This window comes from Leucobacter luti (genome assembly GCF_019464495.1).
Lineage (GTDB): Bacteria > Actinomycetota > Actinomycetes > Actinomycetales > Microbacteriaceae > Leucobacter > Leucobacter luti_A.
Genome location: NZ_CP080492.1, coordinates 2787150 through 2809475, shown reverse-complemented (window position 1 = coordinate 2809475; position 22326 = coordinate 2787150). Strand labels below are relative to the sequence as shown.

General features: G+C 65.3%; 22 protein-coding genes. 8 read left to right on the top strand and 14 right to left on the bottom strand.

Annotated elements, in window-relative coordinates; translation table 11 throughout:
- Position 1 precedes the first annotated feature (1 nt).
- On the bottom strand, positions 2-3499 hold the full coding sequence (gene rpoB / locus K1X41_RS12580; RefSeq protein WP_132201939.1) for a DNA-directed RNA polymerase subunit beta: 3498 nt from the start codon (positions 3497-3499) through the stop codon (positions 2-4).
- Between the two features lie 329 nt (positions 3500-3828).
- On the opposite strand from rpoB, the gene K1X41_RS12575 reads away from it, so the two are divergent.
- The 4 genes from K1X41_RS12575 to K1X41_RS12560 all read left to right on the top strand — a co-directional run bounded on the left by K1X41_RS12575 (position 3829) and on the right by K1X41_RS12560 (position 6240).
- Positions 3829-4527: a phosphatase PAP2 family protein gene (locus K1X41_RS12575; RefSeq protein ID WP_220174766.1), complete on the top strand. Its 699-nt coding sequence runs from the start codon at positions 3829-3831 to the stop codon at positions 4525-4527.
- Between the two features lie 146 nt (positions 4528-4673).
- Positions 4674-4913 (top strand): glutaredoxin domain-containing protein, encoded by a 240-nt coding sequence (locus tag K1X41_RS12570; RefSeq protein ID WP_132203903.1) that lies wholly within the window; start codon positions 4674-4676, stop codon positions 4911-4913.
- A gap of 27 nt (positions 4914-4940) precedes the next feature.
- Positions 4941-5795 (top strand): spermidine synthase, encoded by an 855-nt coding sequence (locus K1X41_RS12565; protein ID WP_133615613.1) that lies wholly within the window; start codon positions 4941-4943, stop codon positions 5793-5795.
- The gene (locus tag K1X41_RS12560) at positions 5788-6240 is read left to right on the top strand and encodes a SprT-like domain-containing protein (protein WP_132201933.1); all 453 of its coding nucleotides are present in this window, start codon (positions 5788-5790) and stop codon (positions 6238-6240) included. The genes K1X41_RS12565 and K1X41_RS12560 overlap by 8 nt, the downstream gene beginning before the upstream one ends.
- A gap of 126 nt (positions 6241-6366) precedes the next feature.
- Here the strand turns inward: K1X41_RS12560 and K1X41_RS12555 are convergent, their stop codons facing one another.
- On the bottom strand, positions 6367-6942 hold the full coding sequence (locus K1X41_RS12555) for an NUDIX hydrolase family protein (RefSeq protein ID WP_132201931.1): 576 nt from the start codon (positions 6940-6942) through the stop codon (positions 6367-6369).
- Between the two features lie 60 nt (positions 6943-7002).
- Here K1X41_RS12555 and K1X41_RS12550 point away from each other — a divergent pair, with 60 nt between their 5' ends.
- A complete protein-coding gene (locus tag K1X41_RS12550) occupies positions 7003-7872 on the top strand; it encodes a nitrilase-related carbon-nitrogen hydrolase (protein WP_220174765.1) in 870 nt (289 codons plus the stop codon).
- Between the two features lie 11 nt (positions 7873-7883).
- On the opposite strand, the gene K1X41_RS12545 is transcribed toward K1X41_RS12550, so the two are convergent.
- Positions 7884-9137 carry a CapA family protein gene (locus K1X41_RS12545; RefSeq protein ID WP_220174764.1) on the bottom strand — a complete coding sequence of 418 codons (1254 nt, stop codon included), beginning with the start codon at positions 9135-9137 and terminating at the stop codon, positions 7884-7886.
- Positions 9138-9196: 59 nt separating this feature from the next.
- Between K1X41_RS12545 and K1X41_RS12540 the strand changes: the two genes are divergently transcribed.
- Positions 9197-9988 carry a M15 family metallopeptidase gene (locus K1X41_RS12540; protein ID WP_220174763.1) on the top strand — a complete coding sequence of 264 codons (792 nt, stop codon included), beginning with the start codon at positions 9197-9199 and terminating at the stop codon, positions 9986-9988.
- The gene (locus K1X41_RS12535; protein ID WP_132201923.1) at positions 9985-10401 is read left to right on the top strand and encodes an NUDIX hydrolase; all 417 of its coding nucleotides are present in this window, start codon (positions 9985-9987) and stop codon (positions 10399-10401) included. The genes K1X41_RS12540 and K1X41_RS12535 overlap by 4 nt, the downstream gene beginning before the upstream one ends.
- Before the next feature lie 2 nt (positions 10402-10403).
- Here K1X41_RS12535 and K1X41_RS12530 read toward each other — a convergent pair whose 3' ends face one another.
- The 10 genes from K1X41_RS12530 to K1X41_RS12485 all read right to left on the bottom strand — a co-directional run bounded on the left by K1X41_RS12530 (position 10404) and on the right by K1X41_RS12485 (position 20096).
- Complete coding sequence (locus K1X41_RS12530; RefSeq protein WP_132201921.1) at positions 10404-10772, bottom strand: TfoX/Sxy family protein; 369 nt, start codon at positions 10770-10772, stop codon at positions 10404-10406.
- Positions 10773-10833: 61 nt separating this feature from the next.
- The gene (locus K1X41_RS12525; RefSeq protein WP_133615608.1) at positions 10834-12258 is read right to left on the bottom strand and encodes a mycothione reductase; all 1425 of its coding nucleotides are present in this window, start codon (positions 12256-12258) and stop codon (positions 10834-10836) included.
- Between the two features lie 4 nt (positions 12259-12262).
- The gene (locus tag K1X41_RS12520; RefSeq protein WP_132201917.1) at positions 12263-13180 is read right to left on the bottom strand and encodes an ABC transporter substrate-binding protein; all 918 of its coding nucleotides are present in this window, start codon (positions 13178-13180) and stop codon (positions 12263-12265) included.
- 23 nt (positions 13181-13203) lie between these two features.
- Entirely contained in the window at positions 13204-13968 is a 765-nt protein-coding gene (locus K1X41_RS12515) for an ABC transporter permease (protein ID WP_132201915.1), read from the bottom strand.
- Positions 13965-14672 carry an ABC transporter permease gene (locus K1X41_RS12510; RefSeq protein WP_132201913.1) on the bottom strand — a complete coding sequence of 236 codons (708 nt, stop codon included), beginning with the start codon at positions 14670-14672 and terminating at the stop codon, positions 13965-13967. Before K1X41_RS12510 ends, K1X41_RS12515 begins: the two co-directional genes overlap by 4 nt.
- Entirely contained in the window at positions 14669-15481 is an 813-nt protein-coding gene (locus tag K1X41_RS12505; protein WP_133615607.1) for an ABC transporter ATP-binding protein, read from the bottom strand. Before K1X41_RS12505 ends, K1X41_RS12510 begins: the two co-directional genes overlap by 4 nt.
- A gap of 142 nt (positions 15482-15623) precedes the next feature.
- Positions 15624-16376: an amino acid ABC transporter ATP-binding protein gene (locus tag K1X41_RS12500; RefSeq protein WP_220175853.1), complete on the bottom strand. Its 753-nt coding sequence runs from the start codon at positions 16374-16376 to the stop codon at positions 15624-15626.
- Between the two features lie 8 nt (positions 16377-16384).
- Positions 16385-17371 (bottom strand): amino acid ABC transporter permease, encoded by a 987-nt coding sequence (locus tag K1X41_RS12495; RefSeq protein ID WP_220174762.1) that lies wholly within the window; start codon positions 17369-17371, stop codon positions 16385-16387.
- 35 nt (positions 17372-17406) lie between these two features.
- The gene (locus tag K1X41_RS12490; protein ID WP_220174761.1) at positions 17407-18342 is read right to left on the bottom strand and encodes an ABC transporter substrate-binding protein; all 936 of its coding nucleotides are present in this window, start codon (positions 18340-18342) and stop codon (positions 17407-17409) included.
- Between the two features lie 86 nt (positions 18343-18428).
- A complete protein-coding gene (locus K1X41_RS12485; protein ID WP_133615604.1) occupies positions 18429-20096 on the bottom strand; it encodes an amidohydrolase in 1668 nt (555 codons plus the stop codon).
- 155 nt (positions 20097-20251) lie between these two features.
- Here K1X41_RS12485 and K1X41_RS12480 point away from each other — a divergent pair, with 155 nt between their 5' ends.
- Positions 20252-21241: a LacI family DNA-binding transcriptional regulator gene (locus K1X41_RS12480; protein ID WP_220174760.1), complete on the top strand. Its 990-nt coding sequence runs from the start codon at positions 20252-20254 to the stop codon at positions 21239-21241.
- 44 nt (positions 21242-21285) lie between these two features.
- On the opposite strand, the gene K1X41_RS12475 is transcribed toward K1X41_RS12480, so the two are convergent.
- A complete protein-coding gene (locus K1X41_RS12475; protein ID WP_132201909.1) occupies positions 21286-22209 on the bottom strand; it encodes an Lrp/AsnC family transcriptional regulator in 924 nt (307 codons plus the stop codon).
- Positions 22210-22326 lie beyond the last annotated feature (117 nt).

Here is a 22326-nt window from a genome sequence, read left to right as displayed (position 1 = left end):
CTTAGATCTCGTCGATAGACGAGGTCTCGAAGCGGCTGGAGAGGTTAATACCCAGCTCTTCTGCCGTGCGGTGGGCCTCATCGTCGTTGTCGCGCAGGCTGACGGCCTGGCCATCAGCGTTGAGCACCTCAACGTTCAGGCAGAGCGACTGCATTTCCTTGAGGAGAACGCGGAATGACTCGGGCACGCCCGGCTCCGGAATGTTCTCACCGCGGACAATCGCCTCGTACACCTTGACGCGGCCGAGGATATCGTCGGACTTGACCGTGAGGAGCTCCTGCAGCGCGTATGCGGCGCCGTAGGCTTCGAGCGCCCACACTTCCATCTCACCGAAGCGCTGGCCACCGAACTGAGCCTTACCGCCGAGCGGCTGCTGCGTGATCATCGAGTACGGACCCGTAGAACGCGCGTGGATCTTGTCGTCGACCAGGTGGTGCAGCTTCAGGATGTACATGTATCCCACCGAGACGGGGTACGGGTACGGCTCACCTGAGCGGCCATCGAACAGACGCGTCTTGCCGCTGGATCCGATCAGGCGGTCGCCGTCGCGGGTCTCGAGCGTCGAGTCGAGCAGACCCGCGATCTCGGCCTCGGAAGCGCCGTCGAACACTGGAGTCGCAACCTTCGTGTTCGGAGCGGCTTCGAGCGCCTGCTGCGAGAGCTTGGCAGCCCACTCAGGGGATCCGTCAACCTTCCAGCCCTGCTTCGCGATCCACCCGAGGTGGATCTCAAGCACCTGACCGAAGTTCATTCGGCCCGGGATGCCCAGCGGGTTCAGGATCACGTCGACGGGGGTACCGTCGGCGAGGAACGGCATGTCCTCAACGGGCAGAATCTTCGAGATGACGCCCTTATTGCCGTGACGGCCAGCAAGCTTGTCGCCCTCGGTGATCTTGCGCTTCTGAGCGATGTAGACGACAACGCGCTGGTTGACACCCGAGCCGAGCTCGTCGTCATTGTCGTTCTCCGCGTCGAAGACCTTGACGGACGTGACCGTTCCGGAGACGCCGTGGGGCACCTTCAGCGACGTGTCGCGCACCTCGCGGCTCTTCTCGTTGAAGATCGCGCGGAGCAGACGCTCCTCTGCACTCAGCTCGGTCTCGCCCTTCGGCGTGACTTTGCCGACGAGGATGTCACCGGGGGTGACCTCTGCGCCGATGCGGATAATGCCGCGCTCGTCGAGATCCTTCAGTGCTTCCATGCTCGCGTTGGGGAGATCACGGGTGATCTCTTCCTTGCCGAGCTTGGTGTCACGCGCATCGACGTCGTACTCCTCGATGTGAATCGAGGAGAGCGTGTCGTCCTTCACCAGGTTCTGGCTCAGGATGATCGCGTCCTCGAAGTTGTGACCCTCCCAGGACATGAATGCGACGAGGAGGTTCTTGCCGAGCGCGAGCTCGCCGTTCTCCGTTGCGGGACCGTCAGCGATGACCTCGCCTGCTTCGATCCGCTCGCCCGCCTTCACGATGACGCGGTGGTTGTAGTTCGTGCCCTGGTTGGAGCGGTCGAACTTGCGCATGAAGTAGCTCTTGGTGCCGCCCTCATCCTCCTGGATGGTGACGACGTCTGCCGAGACATCAGCGATCACACCGGACTTCGCAGCGGTGACCACGTCACCGGCGTCGATCGCTGCGTAGCCCTCCATACCGGTGCCGACAACTGGCGACTCGGAACGGACGAGCGGCACGGCCTGACGCTGCATGTTGGCGCCCATGAGCGCGCGGTTCGCATCGTCGTGCTCGAGGAATGGAATGAGCGAGGTCGCGACCGACACCATCTGGCGCGGCGAGACGTCCATGTAGTCAACGCGCCCGGCGTCGACCAGGATCACCTCGGAGCCACGGGGGCGTGCGAGCACCTGCTTCTCCGAGAACTTGCCGTCCTTGGTGAGCGGAGCGCCAGCCTGCGCGATGAGGTACTCGTCCTCTTCGTGCGCGGTGAGGTAATCCACCTGATCGGTGACCTTACCGTCGAGCACTCGGCGGTACGGGGTCTCGATGAAACCGAACGCGTTGATGCGGGCGAACGTCGCGAGTGCGCCGATCAGGCCAATGTTCGGGCCTTCCGGGGTCTCAATCGGGCACATGCGGCCGTAGTGGGACGGGTGCACGTCTCGCACTTCAACGCCTGCGCGGTCACGCGAGAGGCCACCGGGGCCGAGCGCGGAGAGGCGGCGCTTGTTGGTCAGACCCGCGAGCGGGTTGTTCTGATCCATGAACTGCGACAGCTGCGACGTGCCGAAGAACTCCTTGATCGCGGCCAGCACGGGACGCGTGTTGATCAGGGTGTTCGGCGTGATCGCCTCAATGTCCTGCGTGGTCATACGCTCACGCACGACACGCTCCATCCGGCTCAGGCCCGTGCGGACCTGGTTCTGGATGAGCTCGCCAACGGCGCGGATACGACGGTTGCCGAAGTGATCGATGTCGTCGATATCGAGGCGGACGTCGATCGGCTGGCCATCGCGGACACCAGGCATGGTCTCCGTGCCGGCGTGCAGGCCCACGAGGTACTTGATCGTCGAGACAATGTCCTCGAGCGAGAGCACCGAGTCCGTGATCGGAGCGTCGATCCCGAGCTTGCGGTTGATCTTGTAGCGACCCACCTTTGCCAGGTCGTAACGCTTCGCGTTGAAGTAGCTGTTGTCGAGCAGCGCACGCGCTGCCTCAATGGCGACCTGCTCGCCCGGACGCTGCTTGCGGTAGATATCCTTGAGGGCCTCTTCCTGGGTGAGGATGCCGTCCTTCTCCAGGGTGAGTGCAATCGACTCGTAGCCGGCGAACTCCTCGAGGATCTCCTCGCTCGTCATGCCGAGCGCCTTGAGGAAGACCGTGACCGACTGCTTGCGCTTGCGGTCGATGCGAACACCGACCTGATCGCGCTTGTCGACCTCGAACTCGAGCCACGCACCGCGGCTCGGGATCACGCGAGCGGTGAAGACGTCCTTATCGGAGGTCTTCTCCTGTGCGCGATCGAAGTAGACGCCGGGGCTTCGAACCAGCTGCGACACGATGACGCGCTCGGTGCCGTTGATGATGAACGTGCCCTTGTCGGTCATGATGGGGAAATCGCCCATGTAGACCGTCTGGCTCTTCAGCACCTGAGTCTCGGTGTTGTAGAAGGCCGCCTCGACGTACAGCGGAGCTGCGTACGTCTTGCCGCGCTCCTTGCACTCCTCGATGGTGAACTTCTGCTCGTCGAGGATCGGGTTCTCGAACGACAGCTGCATGGTGCCAGCGTTGTCCTCGATCGGGGAGATCTCGTCGAAGATCTCCTCCAGACCACTCTTCAGTGCGATGTCGTCGCGTCCTTGGGCCTGGGCCTCAATGACGCGCTCCTTCCAGACATCGTTGCCGACGAGCCAATCAAAGCTCTCAAGCTGCAGTGCCAGCAGATTCGGCACCGACAGTGTGTCGGAAATCTTGGCGAAGGAAAGTCGCTGATGGTTGCGACCGTTCTTCGGTTGGGTGGATGACGATGCGTTGCGCGCAGCAGCCAAGGAAACTACCTCCGTGGGCCCCGTCGGGCCGGTTGACCTGGTCTTGCGAGAGTTGCGTAGCTACCGAAACACGTGATCGAGGCTCATCTGCGCTTTCGCGCCAGCTCCCGGGGCCCACCGCTATTTGCAGGCGCACAGGTGTCCGTAGTGCAACTATCGAACCTACCAGGCATTCGGGCCGCTGTCTAGCGACGATCCGGACGAATTTCCTCGGAACAACGGTGAGCTGCCGGGCCGGGAGTGCCCAGCCTCCCCGAAGCCGCGCCGGGCGGAGACCCCGCACACGACTTTCTCTGGGAACCGATGCGCGGCGCGACTATCGTAGCGGGATGACTCGATCCCCAGCAGTGTCATCCCGAGCGCGGGTTGCCGCGGGCGTCCGCACTGCGACACCGTGGGCGGTGCTCGGCATTCTGCTCGTCGTCGCGTTCGGACTCACGCTGCGATTTGTCATCGGCGGTACGATCGGGCCGCTCGGCCCCGATGAGTGGTGGCATGGCACCGCCGCGGTGAGCCGCGGCTCCGCCCCGTCCGCGATCGCCATATTCTTCGCAGAGATCGGCGGTGGAGTTGGCGCAGCGGCGTGCGCGGCGATTGCCGCAGCGCTGCTGCTCGCCCTACGCAGGCCGCGCGACGCGGCTGCGGTCGCGACGGCCATGCTTTTCGGGGTCATCGCTTCAGAGACCCTGAAAGCAATCGTGTTGCGCCCCCGCCCATGGGATCAGCTCTATGCCTCGCACGGCAGCTCGTTCCCTTCTGGACACTCACTCGGTGCAGCAGCCCTCGCGATTTCCCTCATTCTCGTGGTTGCGGCGGCGGACGAGGTCCCCCGCGCAGCCGTGCGCTGGGCCTGGGCTGCCGGGATCGGGTGGATCGTGCTGATGATGTGGAGCCGAACCGCGCTGCACGTGCACTGGCTCACCGACACCGTCGCCGGGGCCTTGCTCGGTGCGTGCTTCGCGATTCTGGCACGCCGCTTCTGGTTCCGTCGAGACATCACCGCGCTCCGCTCTCCGGGACCCCGCTGAGTGCCCCTCCAGCGAGTGATCGCCCACCGCGGAATCCAGCAGAATGCGCCACAATCCGGCGTATCATTGCGGGCATGAACGAGCCCGTTGATTCCACCCCCGCAGGAGCGCACAACGCCGACGCAGCGGCCCCGCAGGAAACCGTGATGTTCGGAGCAGACTGGTGCGGCGATTGTCGGCGCGCCAAGATCGTGCTGGATCGCGCTGGCGTGGAGTACCGATACGTCGATCTCGTGCAGGATCCCGCAGCGGCTGACGTCGCCAAGGACATCAGTGGTCGTACAAACATCCCCGTGATCTTGTTCCCCGACCGCAGCCACCAGGTCGAGCCATCGAACGCCGATCTGCAGCGCAAGATCGACGAGCTGGGGCTTGCCCGTGCGTAGTTCGGCCCGCGGTTTCTGGCCTGCGTCATGAACCTGCCTGACCCGATCACCCTCAGCTCCGGTCTCACGGCCGCAATCGAAGCGGACCGCTGGGTGCCGGGCGCGGTACAACTGGTCGTCGACGGGACCCCGCAGTCGCACGTCAATATCCCGGATCCGAGCGAGCTGTTCTTCGAGTACATCCGCCGAATCGGTCACGTCATCGACCTGTTCAAGACGCCTGGCCAGCCGATCTCCGCCCTGCACCTTGGAGGCGGCGCATTCACCCTCCCGCGCTACGTGGAGGCGACCAGACCGGGCAGCAGGCAGCAGGTGATCGAACTCGAGGGCGACCTCGTCGATCTCGTGCGCGCGGCCGCGCCGCTGCCCAAGCGGGCAAGCATTCGGGTGCGTCGCGGCGATGCCCGTGAGGTGCTTGACAGATTGCCCGAGGGCATGCGCGGCGCGATGGACCTCGTCGTCGTCGACATCTTCGCTGGCGCACAAACTCCGGCCCACGTCTCCAGCACCGAGTTTTACGAGCTCATCCGACCGTTGCTCGCCCCCGGCGGGCTCGTGGTCGTGAATGCGGCGGACGGCGCAGGCCTGCCGTTCGTGCGCGGCCAGGCCGCGACGCTTGATCACCTCTTCACCTCGGTCGCCGCAATCGCAGAACCGCAAGTGATCAAAGGACGACGCTTCGGCAACGTGGTGTTTGTCGCCACAGATGACGATCTTGAGACGCTGGACTGGCTCCCACGGCTGCTCGCGGGAGGCCCGCACCCCGCCCGCATGCTCGTCGGCCGCGAGTTCGCCGAGCTGAGCCGCGGTGGCCGCCCAGTCACCGACGCGACAGCAGTGGATTCGCCTGCACCGGCGCGGGAGCTCTTCGAGCGTGGCTGATCTGGCCCGGGTGCGCGTTTGGGCTGACGCGCTCATCCGAATGCATCTGGACCCCGAAGTGTGGAGTTTCGGTTTCGACAACGCGAAGCGGCGCGCCGGGCTCTGCAACTACACCGACCACCGCATCACCGTGTCACGCTACCTCGCAGAGAAATTCGATGATGACGAGGTGCATCAGACCCTGTTGCACGAGGTGGCACACGCGATGGCAGGCCCGAGGGCCGCTCACGGGCCAGCCTGGAAGCGGGTTGCAGCGGAGATCGGCTACGTCGGCGGGCGCACACACGACGGCGAGATCGCCCACGAGCGCGCGCCGTGGGTGGGTGCGTGCCCCGCTGGGCACTCCCACTATCGCTTCCGAGCGCCCACCAGAGTCACGTCATGCGGCGCGTGCGCGCGGGGGTTCTCGCCCCGCCACGTCATTGCATGGGAGCGCAGGAGCTAGCTCATTCGCTCGCGCGTCGGCGCACACCCGCGCGTCGGCGCACACCCACGTATCAGCGCACGAGCCCGCACGCTCCATTGAGTAGTTCCGCAGGCACCGGCTGGCTTCAGCAGGCACCGGCAGGCGTCAGCAGCCGACAGTTGCGAGCGCCTGCCGCAGCAGGCTGCCGCGACCACCACCGAGTTCGGAGAGCGTGTCGGGCGACAGTGCTTCCTCCGGCGACATCCACGTCACCTCGAGAGCATCCTGCCGCGGATTACACGTGCCCGTCACCGGGACAACGTACACAAGCGAGACGGCGTGCTGCCGCTCATCGACAAACGCGGAGATCCCGGGCAGCGGGAAGTACTCTGCCACCTGCGCCGGGAGCAGCGCGGTCGGCATCTGTGGGAACGCCATCGGGCCGAGATCATCTTCGAGGTGCCGAAACAGCGCCTCGCGCAGCGGCTCGCCGAACCGCACGCGACCGGAGACAAACGCGCGTGTCATCACGCCGTCTGGGGTGCTGCGCAGCAGCAGGCCCACCTCGATCACCTTGCCGAGCCCGTCGAGGCGCACTGGCACGGCCTCCACGTACAGGATCGGCATCCGCCCGCGCACGAACTCGAGCTCATCGTCACTCAACCAGCCGGGGTTGCCCGCGGGCGCCGGACGATCCTCAGGGCCCTCGGGATCCGGCAGTTCGGCGGTGTCGATACTCATGGTGCCATTGTGCCGCACGAAGACGTGAATCCGCCTGAGCCGCCCGAGTAGGGTGGGGGCATGTCGCACGCACCAGAGCAGTCAGCCCCCCGCAGCATCGCGCTCGTGCAGCTCGCGAGCCCCGATGAGGAGTCGCAGGGTGCCAGGATCGAGCGCGTCGAGCGCCTGCTGCTCGCTCATCCTGGCGCGGACCTCTACGTCCTGCCTGAGCTCTGGAGCGCAGGCTACTTCGCCTTCGACCGGTACGCGGAACTCTCGGAGACACTCGCCGGCCCGACTGTCACCATGGCACGACGGGTCGCAGTGCAGCTGGGCGCCGCGATCCACCTGGGCAGCATTGTCGAGCGGGATCCGAGCGGCACGCTACACAACACCGCGGTGCTCGTTGACGCTGCCGGGCGGATTGCCCAGATCTACCGCAAGATTCACGTGTTCGGCTATCAGTCGCTCGAGTCGGAGCTGCTCACCCCCGGCGCGACACTCAGCGTGGTGCCGAGCGTGCTCGGACTGACCGCGAGCACGACCTGCTACGATCTCCGCTTCCCCGGCCTCTGGCAGGAGCTCAGCAGCCGCGGCACCGAGGCTGTCATCGTGCCAGCTGCCTGGCCTGCAGCGCGGCGGGAACACTGGCGACTGCTCACCCAGGCGCGCGCGGTCGAGCATCAGGTGTGGGTTGTTGCGGTGAACGCGTGCGGCCAGCAGAGCGAGACGGAACTTGGCGGGTTCAGCCGCATCGTTGATCCCTCGGGAACAATTCTTGCGGAGTGCGGCGACGGTGAAGAAGTGCGGATCGTGGAGCTTGTTCCGAACCGAGTTGCCGAGGTGCGACGAGAGTTCCCAGTCATCGCGGATCGGCTCGGCGCTCAGGCGTACAGCGAGCTCTCATCGGCCTCCGGCGCGGAAACGGAGCCTGGCAGCGCTCTGGCGTAGCCCCGACTCTGTTACTCAGCCACCACGGTCACGTCTGGACCCAGGATCGCGCTCGATGCCGCCAGCTGATCGGCGGCGCTCACGCCGAAGCGGGTGGTCTGCAGGAGCGCGTCCGCCCCGGCGAGCGGTGTGATGGACAAATTCGTGCGTGCGAGCAGATCGTTCGCCGCCTCTTGCTCAGCAGTCCAGTCGTAGTGCATATAGGTCAGCATTGCGGTTGGCTTCGTGACCTGCACTGCCCCAGCATCGTCACGGTCCAAGGTGAACCCGGCGATGACTCCGGTGCGTTGATCGAGCTCTAGCTGCGTGTTCAGCATATTGCCGATTGAGTACCACACGAGCGTGCGACCACCCGAGACACGGTCGAGCCAGGCGACCGGCTGCAGCACGTGCGGCCCGGTGCCCACAACCACGTCTGCACCAAGATCGGCGACCTGCTGAGCGAACGCGCGCTGAGCGTCGTTCACCTCGTGTGAGTCTTCAGTTCCCCAGTGTGCCGAGACGATCACAACGTCGGCCGCCGCACGTGCCTCGGTGAGCAACTCGGTGACAAGTGCAGTGTCACCCATCATGTTGAGCGAGACTCCATCGATGGGGGCATTCGAATACTCGGCGAACGACACCAGCGCGATCTTGACGCCCTGCTCCTCGAACACCGTGACCGCGCGCTGCTCCGCCGCGTCCCGATTTGCCCCGGAGACGATTGCTGGCGTCAGCCCATCCCAGACCCCGCGGGTGGCGGCGATTCCCGCCGTCCCCTTGTCTGCCGTGTGGTTTGTGGCGGTGTTTACGAGATCGCAGCCGGCGCCCTCCCGGAGGTCGCGCGCGAACTCCGCCGGCGCGTTAAAAGTGGGGTATCCGCTGATACCAAACTCAACTCCGGCGCTCGGCACTTCTTGGTTGCAGAACGTCACATCAGCCGCATCGAGCTGACTCTGAATCCCGGAGAAGAACTGCGCGTAGTTGTAGGCCCCGTCCGCGCCAAGCGCGTTCGCGTTCACAGAATCGTGCGGCAGCATATCCCCCATCGCGATCACGCTGATCGCGTCGTCTTCCGACGGCGGAGGCGTTGGCGTCACGGTCGGAGTCGGGGTTGCGGAGGGGCTTGGCGTGGGAGCAGCCTCAGCCGCGGGCTTGGGCTGGGGGGCGAGCCAGAACGCGGCTGCCGCGCCACCGCCGACGAGCACGATAGCCACCACGATGATCGCGATCGTCAGTTTTCTGCGCCGCGATACGCCACCACGTGCCTCGCTACTGTCCGTCATACATTCAGCCTAGCCGGGGCTCCAGTTCCGGTTCTCGCATCTCCTCTAGGCTGAAGGCCATGTTCTCTCGTTCGCACCGCGGATCCACGCTGCTCGCCTGCGGCACCGCCCTCGCGCTCGCAAGCGGCCTCACCGCGTGCGCACCGGAACCGGAGGCACCCCGGCCGAGTGAGACTCCCGCAACGCAACCGTCGACGCCGGCACCGACTGCGACCGCGACTCCCACGCCGCCTGCCTTTGATCGCGCTGCGTACTCGATCGACGATCCGACCTCTCTCTGGGTCGTGAGTAATAAGCTCCGACCGCTCTCCCCCGTCGATTTCGCACCGCAGGATCTCGACATGCCCGTCGGCGTCGAGAACGAGTTTTCCCAACCACTCAGAGAGCCGGCCGCCCGCGCGGCGGAGAGCCTGATCGCTGCGGCAGCCGAGGCGGGACACAGCGTCCGCATCATCAGTGCGTACCGGGACTACGCGACCCAGGTGGGACTCTACTCCGGCTATGTCGCCCGCGACGGCCGGGAGGCCGCAGACACATACTCTGCCCGCCCCGGCCATTCAGAGCATCAAACCGGACTCGTCATCGACCTCGACGATCACGGCGACTGCTACCTGGCGGCATGCTTTGGCGAGACGCCCGCTGGCGCTTGGCTCGCCGAGCACGCCGCGGCGCACGGCTTCATCGTGCGCTACCCGACCGGCAAAGAGTCAGTGACCGGCTTCATGCCGGAGCCGTGGCACTTCCGCTATGTCGGGCCAGAGCTCGCAGCGCAGCTCGCGTTGGAGGGCACCACCACGCTTGAGGAGTTCTTCGAACTGCCGCCAGCCCCGGACTACGCGGAGGAACGATGACCCACACTGATCGCACCATTCGAGTCAGCGCCGTTGTGATGCGCGACGACCACGGCCGCGTCCTGAACGTGCGCAAGCGCGGTACGTCGGCGCTGATGTTGCCCGGGGGCAAACACGAGCCCGGTGAGGATGCGCGGACCACAGCCGTGCGTGAGTTCGCAGAGGAGCTCGGGCTGACACTCGATCCCGCCAGCCTGCGCGAGCTTGGCATCTTCCGCGCAACCGCTGCGAATGAGCCGGGTCACGTGGTGGAGGCCACAGTGTTCGAGCACCCGCTCGTTTCAGGCGCAGCACACGCCCAGCCCCGCGCGGAGATCGAGCACCTGGAGTGGATCGATCCCGCGATAGCGCGGGGGGACATGGCACCGCTCAACACGGACTACGTGTTCCCCGCGCTGCTCGCGGGGAACTGAGTTCAGAACTCGCGCTTCGGCGCGGCTTGTGAAGCAGCTTTCGGCTTTCGCGGCGCCTTGGGTTTCGGAGCTGGCAGCGCTGCGGCGGTGCAGTCGATGAGGCCCGCGAGCCACTCGCGATCTTCCCAGCGGTCACCGTCAATGCGGAAGTACAGTTTCGAGCCTGGATAGGCCGGCGCCTCGTCTGGCGTGCCGAGGTACTCGCGCCCGGCGTCGGTCGGCTTCACGAACAGCGTGTCATCGCAGATGAACGCCACGACTTTCTCATCGCAGTACATGCCGTACTCACCGAACATGCTGCGCGTGCGGATGTTCGGCAGCGCGCTCAGCTGATCGGTGAGAAACTCGATCGTCTCGACTCTGGTGCTCATGACGTCACTGTACGCCCGGTCCGAGGAACCTGCCCCCTGAACACCGCACTACGCCGCCCACTCACAGCGGCGCCGGTTCCCCGTGCGGCACATCGAGACCGAGCAGCGCGTTCTCCACAACCTCCATCAGCGCCGGGTGGATCCAGTATTGTCCTCGCGCGGCCGTGTACGCGTCGATGCCAAAGCTCATCGCCATCACCGCGACCTGGATCAGGTTCGATGCCTGATACCCCACGACGTGCGCGCCGAGGATGCGGCCGTCGCTGCGATCGGCGACAACTTTAACCAGGCCCGTGCGATCCTCCATTGCCCATCCGTAGGCGGTGTCTCCGTAGTCCTGTGTGTACGCGGTAACCCGCTCCGCGCCGAACTGCGCGATGGCTTCCGCTTCGGTCAATCCGACCTCCGCGACCTCGGGGTCACTGAAGATCGCTGCGGGCACCGCATCGCGACTGGCTGCCCGCAGTCCACCGGGGTGCTCCAGGTTGTGCGCCACGACGCGGGCTTCGCGGTTGGCCACGTGTTTGAGCTGCAGCGGAGTGCAGACGTCCCCGAGTGCATAGACTCCCGGCACTGGTGTGCCGCCCGAAAGCACCCGCTGGTACTCATCCACGACGAGCCGGCCGTCTTCGTGGAGATCGAGACCCGCCTCGGCGGCGCCAACCCGATCCGAATTCGGGCGTCGCCCCAGGGCGACGAGTACGAGATCGGCGCTCACCCGTTCATCGGCAGGGCCGCCTCCGCTGAGCTCGGCGATCACGCCACCGGCGGGATCCGGATCCAAGCGCGCGACGGTGCGCTCAAGCCGCAGCTCCCAGTGCCCGCCAGCGACCGCGGTGAAGCGCTCCGAAATCTCCACGTCGGAGTGCGAGAGCAGCCGCGGCCCGCGGTGCACCTGCGTCACCGCGGAACCCAGGCCAGAGAAGACCGCAGCGAACTCACTCGCGATCGCTCCGCCGCCAATCACGAGCACTCGGCCAGGCAACTCGGGGATCCGCATCACGGTGTCGGAGGTGTGCACCTGAGGCAAGTCGATGCCGGGGATGTCGGGGAGGAGTGCCCGCGAGCCTGCGGCGATGACGAGCTGCTCAGCCTCCACGCGGGTGCCGTCGACGGAAACAAACGCGTGTGGCCCATCGAGCCGGACCTCTTGCGAGATGAGCTGCACGTGCTCCTGTTCATCTCTGCGGTAGCGCTCGCCAGCCGCTGATACGGCGTCGATGCGCCCGAACACGCGATCCCGGATCGCCGGCCAATCCGCGCCCTCTGTGTGCATCGTGATGCCGAGCCGCGCGGCCTCCTCTGGAGTGCGCGCGAGCGTCGCCGGCCGCACGAGCATCTTGGTCGGGATGCACCCGACATTGAGGCAGGTACCACCGAACACCCCAGACTCGGCGATCGCCACTCGTTTGTTGTCCCAGTAGGGCGAGATCAGGGTGTTGCCGGATCCAGATCCAATGATCGCGAGGTCGACGCGCGTTTCCACCGTGCTACGCCAGATCCTGCTCTGCAAGCCAATCGCCCGCAATCTGCGCGGCTGGCAGCTCTTCCCCAACGCTGCGTGCGTTGAGCTCAAGCAGATCTGCCGGCGTCATTGCGGCGCTCACGCTGTCGATGATTTTCGCGGCGGCATCATCGACCCGGTCGCTCGCGAGCGGCACGACGTGCGATGCGAGGAAAATCCCCTTCGTGTCGTTCAGCGCCACGAGATCGTTTTCAGCTGCGCTCGGGTCCGCGGTGTAGATGATCGCGAGCTGAATGGAATTGTCCTGCAGCGCTTTCACCGTGAGCGGCCCGCCGCCATCTTCGATCGGGGTGAACCCCACCCCTTCGATCCCGTACGTCTGGGCAAGGCCAGCCGGGCCGTATGGCCGTGTTTCGGCCTCGGAATTGCCGCCGAGAGTGAGCTTCGTGTCGACCTTGGCGAGGTCGTCGATATCCGTGAGTTGCCACTGCTTCGCAAAGTCAGCGGTCACCGTGTACGCGTCCTGATCCGTCGCGGGGGACTGCGCGAGCACGCGGAGCCCGTCAGGTGTCGCAGCGTCGAGAGCCGTGTACACGTCATCGGAGAGCCGTGCCTCGGTGTCTGGCTCCCAGTACTGCAGCAGATTGCCCGTGTACTCCGGGAACAAGTCGATCTTGCCCGCCTCGAGCTCTGGCAAGTAGACCTCGCGCTGGCCAATGCGGAACTCGCGCTCCACTTCGACTCCCTGAGCTTCGAGCGCCTGTGCGTAGATCTCAGCGATGATCTCGTTTGAGTAGTAGTCTTGCGACCCGATGACGAGGGGTTCCCCGCTCGTCGGGGTCTCGCCGCCAGAATCGGCGAGCGGATCGCCGCTCGCGCAACCGGACAGAGCGAGGGCCCCCGCGAGCAGGGCAGTGGATAGAGCGATGGTGCGACGACGCATGATGATGGTGTCCTCTCGGTCGGTCAGGGCGAAGCGGTGTGAGTCAGGGATGGGCGTTCAGCACGGTCAACGCGGTCAGAGCCGTCAGGACCGTCAGGCCGGTCCGCCTCAGCACGGTTACTCCCAGTGGGGCGGGTAAATCTCCGCGTGGCTGCGCGCTGCCACGCGGCCAGCAGGAGTTCGAGCAGCAGAGTGAGGGCGACGACGAGCAGAGCGCCAGCGAGCATCTGCGGATAATCGCGCGCTTTGAGACCGGTGAAGAGATAGCGTCCGAGCCCCAGATCTGCGGTGTACGCCGCGAGCGTGGCGGTGGAGACCACCTGCAACACGGCCGCGCGAATACCTCCGATGAGCACGGGAAGCGCGAGCGGGAGCTCGACGCGGAGGATCACCTGCGCCGGGCTGAAACCCACCGCGCTGGCAGCCTCCGGGATCACTGGGTCGACCGCCTGCACGCCGGCATAAGCGCCAGCGAGCAGTGACGGGATGGCGAGCACGGTGAGTGCGAGGAGCGGCGCGCCGAGACCAATTCCGAGCCAGAGCCCGCACAGCGTCAACAGGCCGAGTGTCGGGAGCGCACGCGCTGCACCGGTGAATCCGCCGATGATCCCGGCTCCGCGCCGAGTGTGCCCGATCAGCACCCCGAGCGGCAGCGCAATCGCGCTGGCGATGACCAGGGCGAGCAGCGTCACTCCGAGATGCTGCAGGGTACGGATCGGGATCCCGCTCGGTCCGGCCCAGTGCTCCGGATCCGCGAGCCACGCACACGCGTCGATGAACAGATTCATGACGAGACCTCCGCGGATGCCGCCTCGGAGGATCCGGTGGGAACTGCGACCTCATGCTGCGCTGACGCCGTCGCCCGTCGCGTCCACGGCGTGAGCGCACGACCGATCCCGAGCACCACTGCGTCAAGCAGCAGCGCGAGCACGACGGTCGCAATGACGCCGCTCCAGATTTCGGCCGCAATTCCACGCTGGAAACCGTCGGTCAGGAGTGTTCCCAGACTCGGTACTCCGATCAGCGCCCCGATCGTCACGAGGCTGATGGTGGACACGGTCACGACCCGGATCCCGGAGATCAGTACGGGGATTGCGAGCGGCAGGTCAACCCGCCAGAACATCGCACGCGGCGAGTACCCCACGGCCACGGCAGCGTCACGCAATTGCGGGTCGATTGCAGCGAAGGCATCACAGGCAGTGCGCACGAGCAGTGCGACGCCGTAGACGGTGAGCGCGATAACCATCGTCTGCCAGGAGCGCAGCGGAGTTCCGAGCAGTGTGGGGATCAGAATGAGAAGCGGCAGCGCTGGGATCGCATAGGCCAGTGCTGCGACGGACAGCAGCGGGCGGCCGAGTCTCGGAGCACGGAATGCAAGGCGCCCGATCGGGATGGCGATCAGCACGCTGAGCACAATTGCGGGCACACTCAGCAGTAAGTGATCCCCGGCTGCTTCAAGGATCACCCGCAGATTGGCGAGCGGCCAATTCACGTGGCCAGCACTCCCACCGGGCGCCCGGTCTCATCGAGCGCGAGGGTGCGGCCCGCAACTTCAGCAACGTGCAGCCGCCGCTCAGCTCGGTCGGCACCCACGAACTCACGCACAAAGTCGTTGGCCGGGTTGCTCAAGATCTCAGCCGGAGTGCCGCGCTGGGCGATGCGCCCGCCTGCGGCAAGCACGATCACCTCGTCGCCGAGCAGGAACGCCTCGTCGATATCGTGTGTCACGAACACGATGGTCTTGCCAAGCTCCGATTGGAGCCGCACGAGCTCGCCCTGCAACTCGCGGCGCACAATCGGATCGACGGCACCAAACGGCTCGTCCATGAGCAGAATATTTGGGTCGGCGGCGAGCGCGCGGGCCACTCCGACGCGCTGCTGCTGTCCGCCGGAAAGCTGGGCTGGGTAGCGCGCGCCGAGCGCGGGGTCGAGCCCGACGCGCTCGAGCAGCGCCCCTGCTTCGGAGCGTGCCGCGCGGCGAGAGAGCCCAGTGAGCACCGGAACGGTGGCCACGTTATCGATCACCGTGCGATGCGGCAGCAGTCCGCCATGCTGCAGCACGTAGCCGATAGAACGGCGCAGCTCTACCGGATTCCGGGAGCGCACGTCCTCGCCATCAATGAGCACGCGGCCCGAAGTGGGCTCCACCATCCGGTTCACCATGCGAAGCAGCGTCGTTTTCCCTGAACCAGAGGATCCGACGAACGCGACGGTGCGATGCGATGGCACGACGCAGGAGAAATCGCTGACGGCCTCAGCGCCACCGGCATAGGTCTTCGTCACGTGTTCAAATTCGATCACGAAGCACCCCCAGAGGTTGGGCGAGTGTCACCCTGATGGAGTACCAACCCTACCGGGGCCATACCGGAGCAGTGCAAGCCCTTGTGCGGCGTTCCCCAGATGCGATAAATGGGCGGCCGCTGCAACGCAGCCGCCCATTTCGTCACAGCACCTTTGAGAGAAAGTCTCGGGTGCGTGCCTCGCGGGGGTGTCCCAGCACCTCGTCCGGAGCTCCCTGCTCGACGACGACGCCCTCGTCCATGAAGGTCACCGTGTCAGCCACTTCTCGCGCGAACCCGATCTCGTGAGTCACCACGATCATGGTCATCCCGCTCGCGGCGAGCTGCTGCATCACTTCGAGCACCTCGCCGACAAGCTCGGGATCAAGCGCGCTCGTTGGCTCGTCGAACAACATGAGTTTCGGCCGCATCGCCAGTGCACGCGCGATTGCGATGCGCTGCTGTTGCCCGCCCGAGAGTTCACTCGGGTAGGCGTGTGCCTTCTCGGAGAGCCCCACCTGGTCAAGCAGCTCGCGTGCGTGCGCCGTGGCCACATCTTTCCGTTCGCCCTTCACCATGACGGGTGAACACACAATGTTCTCAAGGGCTGTGAGATGCGGGAAAAGATTAAAGCGCTGGAACACCATGCCGACGTCGCGTCGCTGCGCGGCGAGTTCGGACGCCGTGAGCTCCTGCAGCTTGCCGTTGCGCTCTCTGAATCCCACCAGTTCACCGTCGACGAGGATCTTGCCCCCCTCAATCGTCTCAAGCCGGTTGATGCATCTCAAGAACGTCGATTTGCCTGAGCCGGAGGGGCCGAGGAGGCAGCTCACTTCGCCTGGCCGCACCTGCATGGAGATCCCACGCAACACGTGGTTTTCCCCGTAGGTCTTGTGCACGTGCTCAGCTTCGACCATAAATTCGTTCACAGCGTCGCCCCCTTCTGGGCTGTGTCGTCTCCGGTGTCCGTCCCGAAGGCGGGCACCACCGAAATCGTCTTCGTCACCCCGTCACTCGAGCCCTCGCCGCGCGCGGAGCGGCTCACTCGGCGGACCTGGCCACGCGAGAAGCGGCGCTCAAGGAAGTACTGCCCCACCATCAGAACCGACGTGATCGTGAGATACCAGACTGAGGCGACCAGGAGCAGCGGAATCGGGTTCAGCGTCTCAGAAGAGATGTCGCGCGACCGGGTGTACAGGTCCAGGCTGAAGGGAACGGCGGTGACGAGTGAGGTGGTCTTCAGCATCGAGATCACCTCGTTGCCGGTCGGCGGGATGATCACGCGCATCGCTTGCGGCAGAATCACCTTGCGCATCATCTGTCCCCAGCTCATACCGAGCGCGGTAGCGGCCTCGTCCTGACCTGGGTCAACAGCGAGGAGACCCGCCCGCACGATCTCGGCCATATACGCGGCCTCGTTCAGGGCGAGGCCGAGCACAGCGATCCAGAACAGCGAGAGCAGATCGCCGGTGCCAACCGAAAACCACGGATCCTGTAGCGGGAGCCCGACGTCGATGGTCTTATAGATTGTGGTGAACAGCCCCCAGAACACGAGCTGGACGTACACCGGGGTGCCGCGAAACACCCAGATGAAGGCCCACGAGATGGCCGCCAGAATCTTGTTCGGGCTTTGCCGCATCACGGCGAGTGCAACGCCGAGCACGATCGCCCCGATCATCGCGTAGACCGTGAGCTGGATGGTGACGCCTGCAGCCTGCACGATGCGCTGATCGAAGATGTAGGTGCGGAACGCCGCCCAGTCGTAAGCCTCGCGCCCTGAGGCATCGAGCACGAACGAGAGCACCGCGAGCAGGAGCACGATGGCGGCAACGGTGCGCCACGGGTGCCTGGCGCGCACGGCGCGGATGCGCAGTTCCGGCGGAATGCCGGGAGCTGGAGCGACTGTGGTCATCTGGGGTGTGCCTTCCTCTGTGTCTCGCGGGCTCACTACTGCTCAGACGCGTTGATAGTGATCTCGTCGATTGCGCCCGCTTCAACGCCCCAGTACTCGAGAATCTCGCTGTAGGTGCCGTCTTCCAGCAGACCTTGGATGGCAGAGCGCATGGCCTCGGCGAACTCGCCGCGATCCTTGTTGACCGGTGCGCCCGAGAGAATCTGATCGAACACTGGGGACGCGACAAACTCGCCCTCGCTCAGCTTCACGGCGTAGCTTGTCACTGGTGAATCGGAGACCATGGCCTCGATGCGACCCAGCTTGAGTGCAGCAGTCTGCTCGTCCTGTGTCTCGTACCCCAGCACCTCAATGGCTCCCTCGCCTGCGTCGGCGCAGCGGTCCTGCAGCGCCGGGAGATACTCAAGTGCGGCGGAGCCGCCGTTCTGGGCCCCGACTTTCAGGCCACACGCGTCAAGTTCGTCGGTGATCGGAGCGTCCGCTGGGGCTGCGAACTGGTTGCCTGCCGCGAAGAAGTCGATCATGTCGAGCGTTTCCTGTCGCTTCTTCGTGTCGTAGTAGCCGCCAAGACCGAGGTCGTATTTCTCGCCGAGGATGCTCGGCACGATGTTGTCGAACTTCGCGACCCGGTAGTCCGTCGTGAGGCCGAGCTTGGCTGCCGCGGCATCGATCAGGTCGATCTCCCAGCCGATGGGGGCGCCGTTCGGATCTTTGAACTCGTTCGGCGCATAGGTGGGGTCGACGCCGACGACGAGGGTGCCCGCCTCGGCCACGTCCTTCGGGAGCAGCGCAGCTGCACTCGTGTCGATGGTGAGCTCCGTGACATCGACGCCGCTCTGGCGATCAGCGGTGGGTTCCACAGCTTGCGGGGCACAAGCTGCGAGTCCGAATACGAGGCCGGCAGCCACGACGACTGCTGCGCTCGCGGTGACGGGACGAGTGCGATGTGAGAACTGGGCGAAACGGGTCATATCGATGCTCCAATGCATGCGGATGGGGGTGGATGTGACGTGAGTATGGAAGTGGTGCGGGGACGAAAGAGGGCGGGAGTGCGAAGCTAGGACGCCTGAGCTGCGCGGTACACCGATCGGCCGCGCGAGAAGGTCTCGACGGTCGTGGTCGCTGCAATCTCCTCGATCGGCCCGAGGAACGGGTTTCGGTCCACGATCACGAGATCGGCGATCGCGCCAGGTACGATCGCCCCTTGCTCGTGATCCCAGCCGTTGATTTCCGCCCCACCGCGTGTATAGGCGCGCAGTGCTTCGCCGAGTTCCAGCCGTTGCTCGGGCACAAATACACGGGCGTTGCGATCCGGGTGTCCGTCCGGGTGCTGCCGGTTCACGGCGACGTGCATCCCGAGCCACGGGTCCGCGGTGGTCACAGGCCAATCAGATCCCGCGACCAGTTGGCCGCCGTGCTCGAGAATGCTCCGGAAGGGATACTGCCACCCGGCTCGTTCAGCGCCGATAAGCGGCACGTTGAGATCCACCATCTGCGGATCGTAGGAGGCCCAGAGCGGTTGCATGTTCGCCGCGACGCGGTGCTCAGCGAATCGGGGCAGATCTGCAGGGCGTACCACCTGGAGGTGGGCGATGTGGTGCGTCGGACCGGTGTCTCCGTTCGCCGCGCGTGCTGCCGCGACGGCATCGAGACACTCGGCCACGCCTCGATCTCCGATCGCATGGAAGTGAAGCTGCACCCCTCGGGCGTCGAACGCGGTGACGATGCGCGCGAGCTCAGCTGGCTCGATGAACGAGATCCCAGTGTCGGAGGCGTCCCCGCATGCACAGCCGGGGGCGAGGTAGGGCGCGCTCACCGCTGCCGTCTTGTTCTCCACCACGCCGTCCTGCATGATCTTGACCGTTGTGAGTCGGAAGTCGTCACCCTGGTGCTCAGCACGAACGGCCTCGAGCTCGGCGATCTGCTCAGCTCCACCCTCGCGGTCCCACCAGAGTGCGCCGTTGACCCGAGCATGGAGCTCGCCCGAGTCAAACGCAGCGCGGTACACGTGCACCTCCTGCGAACTATGGTTGCCGTAGTCACCAATCAGGGCGTCCTGCCAGGCGGTGATTCCGAAGGCGTGCAGGTACTCCTGCGCGGCGAGCAGCGCGGCGCGCATGTCCGTTGCGGTGGGCTCGGGGGCGAGCCGGAGCACGAGCATGCGCGCTCCCTCATGCAGCGTGCCGGTCGGGTGACCATCGCTATCGCGCTCGATCGTCCCGTCGGCTGGATCTGGGGTGTCCCGTGTGATCCCAGCGCGCCGCAGTGCCTCACTGTTGACCCACGTGCTGTGGTGATCCCTGTTCGAAATCGCCATCGGCCGATCGGAGCAGATCGCATCGAGATCGGCCGCCAGCGGGAAGCCACCAGGGAATGCAGCCATCTGCCAGCCGCCACCGAGAATCCACTCTGTATCTGGGTGTGCTGCGACGTAGGCGCTCACGGTTTCCAGGTAGTCCTCGCGGGTCCACCCGCCGGACAGGTCACAGCCAAGTCGCTCGAGCCCGCCCTCGATCGGGTGCACGTGCGAGTCGATAATGCCGGGGAGCAGGAGTTTACCTGTGAGGTCGATCACCCGTGTGTCAGCGCCGGTGCGGGCCGCCACGTCAGCTTCGCCAACTGCGACAATGCGATCGCCCAGCACGCCGACATCGAGGATCACGGGGTCCGCGCCGCTCCCGTCAAAGACGTGCCCGCCAACGAATGCGAGTGCGATCTGCTCCACCTGGTCTCCTGACTCCGTTGTGCTCGAGGACTCCCGAATACGTCACTTAATCGATTTAGCTAAATCGATTAAGTGCACGATAGCATTGAGTCCAGAGAATCGGCAACTCGCGCAGGCCTCACCTGTTCGAGCGCCCCACACCCCACCGGAGCCCCATGTCCCCCACCACACTCGCCGATGTTGCGCGTGACGTAGGGGTGTCGACCGCGGCCGCCTCACTCGCGCTAAATGGCAAACCGGGCGTATCCGAGCGCACGCGCGACCGAGTACTTGAGGCCGCCGCACGTCTCGGCTACCGCCCGAACCCGGTCGGCCGCGCCCTGCGCCAGGCCAAAGTCGGCGCAATTGGGCTCTATCTTCCGAGCACGGCTGTGCACTTCGGCTACTACTCGGAGGTCACCACCGGCATTGCCGAGGCGCTCCACCTCGAAGGCAGCTCGGTGACACTGCTCCCCAACGTCGCGCACGGGCGTCGCGCTGACGCGTTCCCTCGCGTTGACGGCTTCATTCTCATCGAACCGCATAGCGACGACCCGGGCGTCGCGGAGATCCTGTCACAGAATCTCCCCACCGTAACCGGCGACCGCCCACCGCCAGAAGCAGGCTCACCCTGGGGCCTCGTCGAGTCCCCCAACGAGGAGACCGTGCGACTCATCTACGATCGCTTCCTCACCGCTGGCTCTCGGCGCCCCGGGCTACTGCAGATCGAGCGCGTGTCCGAATGGTCAGTGGAGCTCGAGCGCGGGTACCTCGCATGGTGCGCTGAACGCGGCGTCACCCCCCGGATCGCCTCCGTCAGCATCCATGACACGAATGAGGAGCTGGTGCGCGATCTCGCGGATTTCTTCGACGCGAAGTCTGGCTGCGACGCCGTGTTCGCCGCGGGAGACGGGATTGCCATGCGAATCGCCGGCATCCTTCGGAGTCTCGGAAAGTCGCTCGGCACCGACGTGCGCCTCGTGTCGGGCGTCGATAGCCCGATGATGGCATTCCACACGCCCCCCATCACGGCCATCGATCTCCAGCCCCGGCTGTTCGGACGCCGCTGCGCCGAGCTCATGCTCGATCTCCTCGACAGTGAACGCCCGACCTCTCCGGTGCGCTGGACCGTCCCCTCCCCCCTCATCCCGCGCGCGTCAGGCTGAGACAGCGCCCGGGCGCAGTAGGAAGCCCCACCGTCGACGGCGGCTCACCCTTCCTGCAATCGCTCCAGGCGATCAAGACTCCACTCATAGCGCTCAAGCCAGACATACGCGTGCACCCAGGTCTCCACCCGGGACACGCTCGGATGCTCCCTGATCGTGCGCACAATCTCTGTGTAGTCCGCAATCGAGCGGGCAGCAATCGTGGCGATCAGGCCGTAGCGCCCGAGCGTGCGGGCCCCGAACTCAATCGTGGGAATCGTGAGGAGGAGCTCCTCAGCGGAGTCGAGCCCATCGGCATCTCCCGAAAGCATGATTCCCACACCCGCAAGCACCGAGGTGGTCGCGTTGCGCCGGCTGCGGACCGCGCCGATTCGCATCACTCCCGACTCCAGCAATCGCAGCACTCGAGCCCGGCACGCCGAGGCAGAGCGCCCCGTCCGCCGCGCAAGCTCACCGAAGGTCAAGCGACCATCGGTCTGCAGTTCTCCCATCAGCTCAATGTCGAACGAGTCGAATGCGAGCTCCGTGGGATCCGGATCCTCACCGAGCCGCAGTCGGCGCAACACGCGGTCATAGATCGTGAACTGCACTTCCCCCACTCCGGGAATCGCCTGGATCGCTCGCACTGAGCGGCCCATCTCGTCGAGCGATGCCGCCCACACTTCGACAACGCCTTGGGACTGCCCGCTAATCTCGGACAAGAACACGACATTGGTGAATTCGAGCAGCCGCTCAAACACTGGCGAAGTCGGCCCGCTGATTCGAAACTGTAGGTTGACCTGCACTGGAAGCCCCACAGCTCGGGGGTGAACCGCCGCGAGGATGCGGATCTCCTCGGTCGACAGCAGTTCGTGCACACGCTGAGCCACCACGGTGCGGTGCACTCCGAGCTGCGCCGCGAGGGCGGAGAACTGCGCCCGCCCATCGAGTTGCAACGCACGGATGAGGTCTTCGTCGAATTCGTCCACCTGGCCATCATGCCAGAATCGCTTCCTCTAAGTTCGACAAAAACGCGTCTGTACACCCCAATTCCACACGAACTCAGGATTTCTGGCACTTCTGATCGACAAAATAATTGTTCTGAA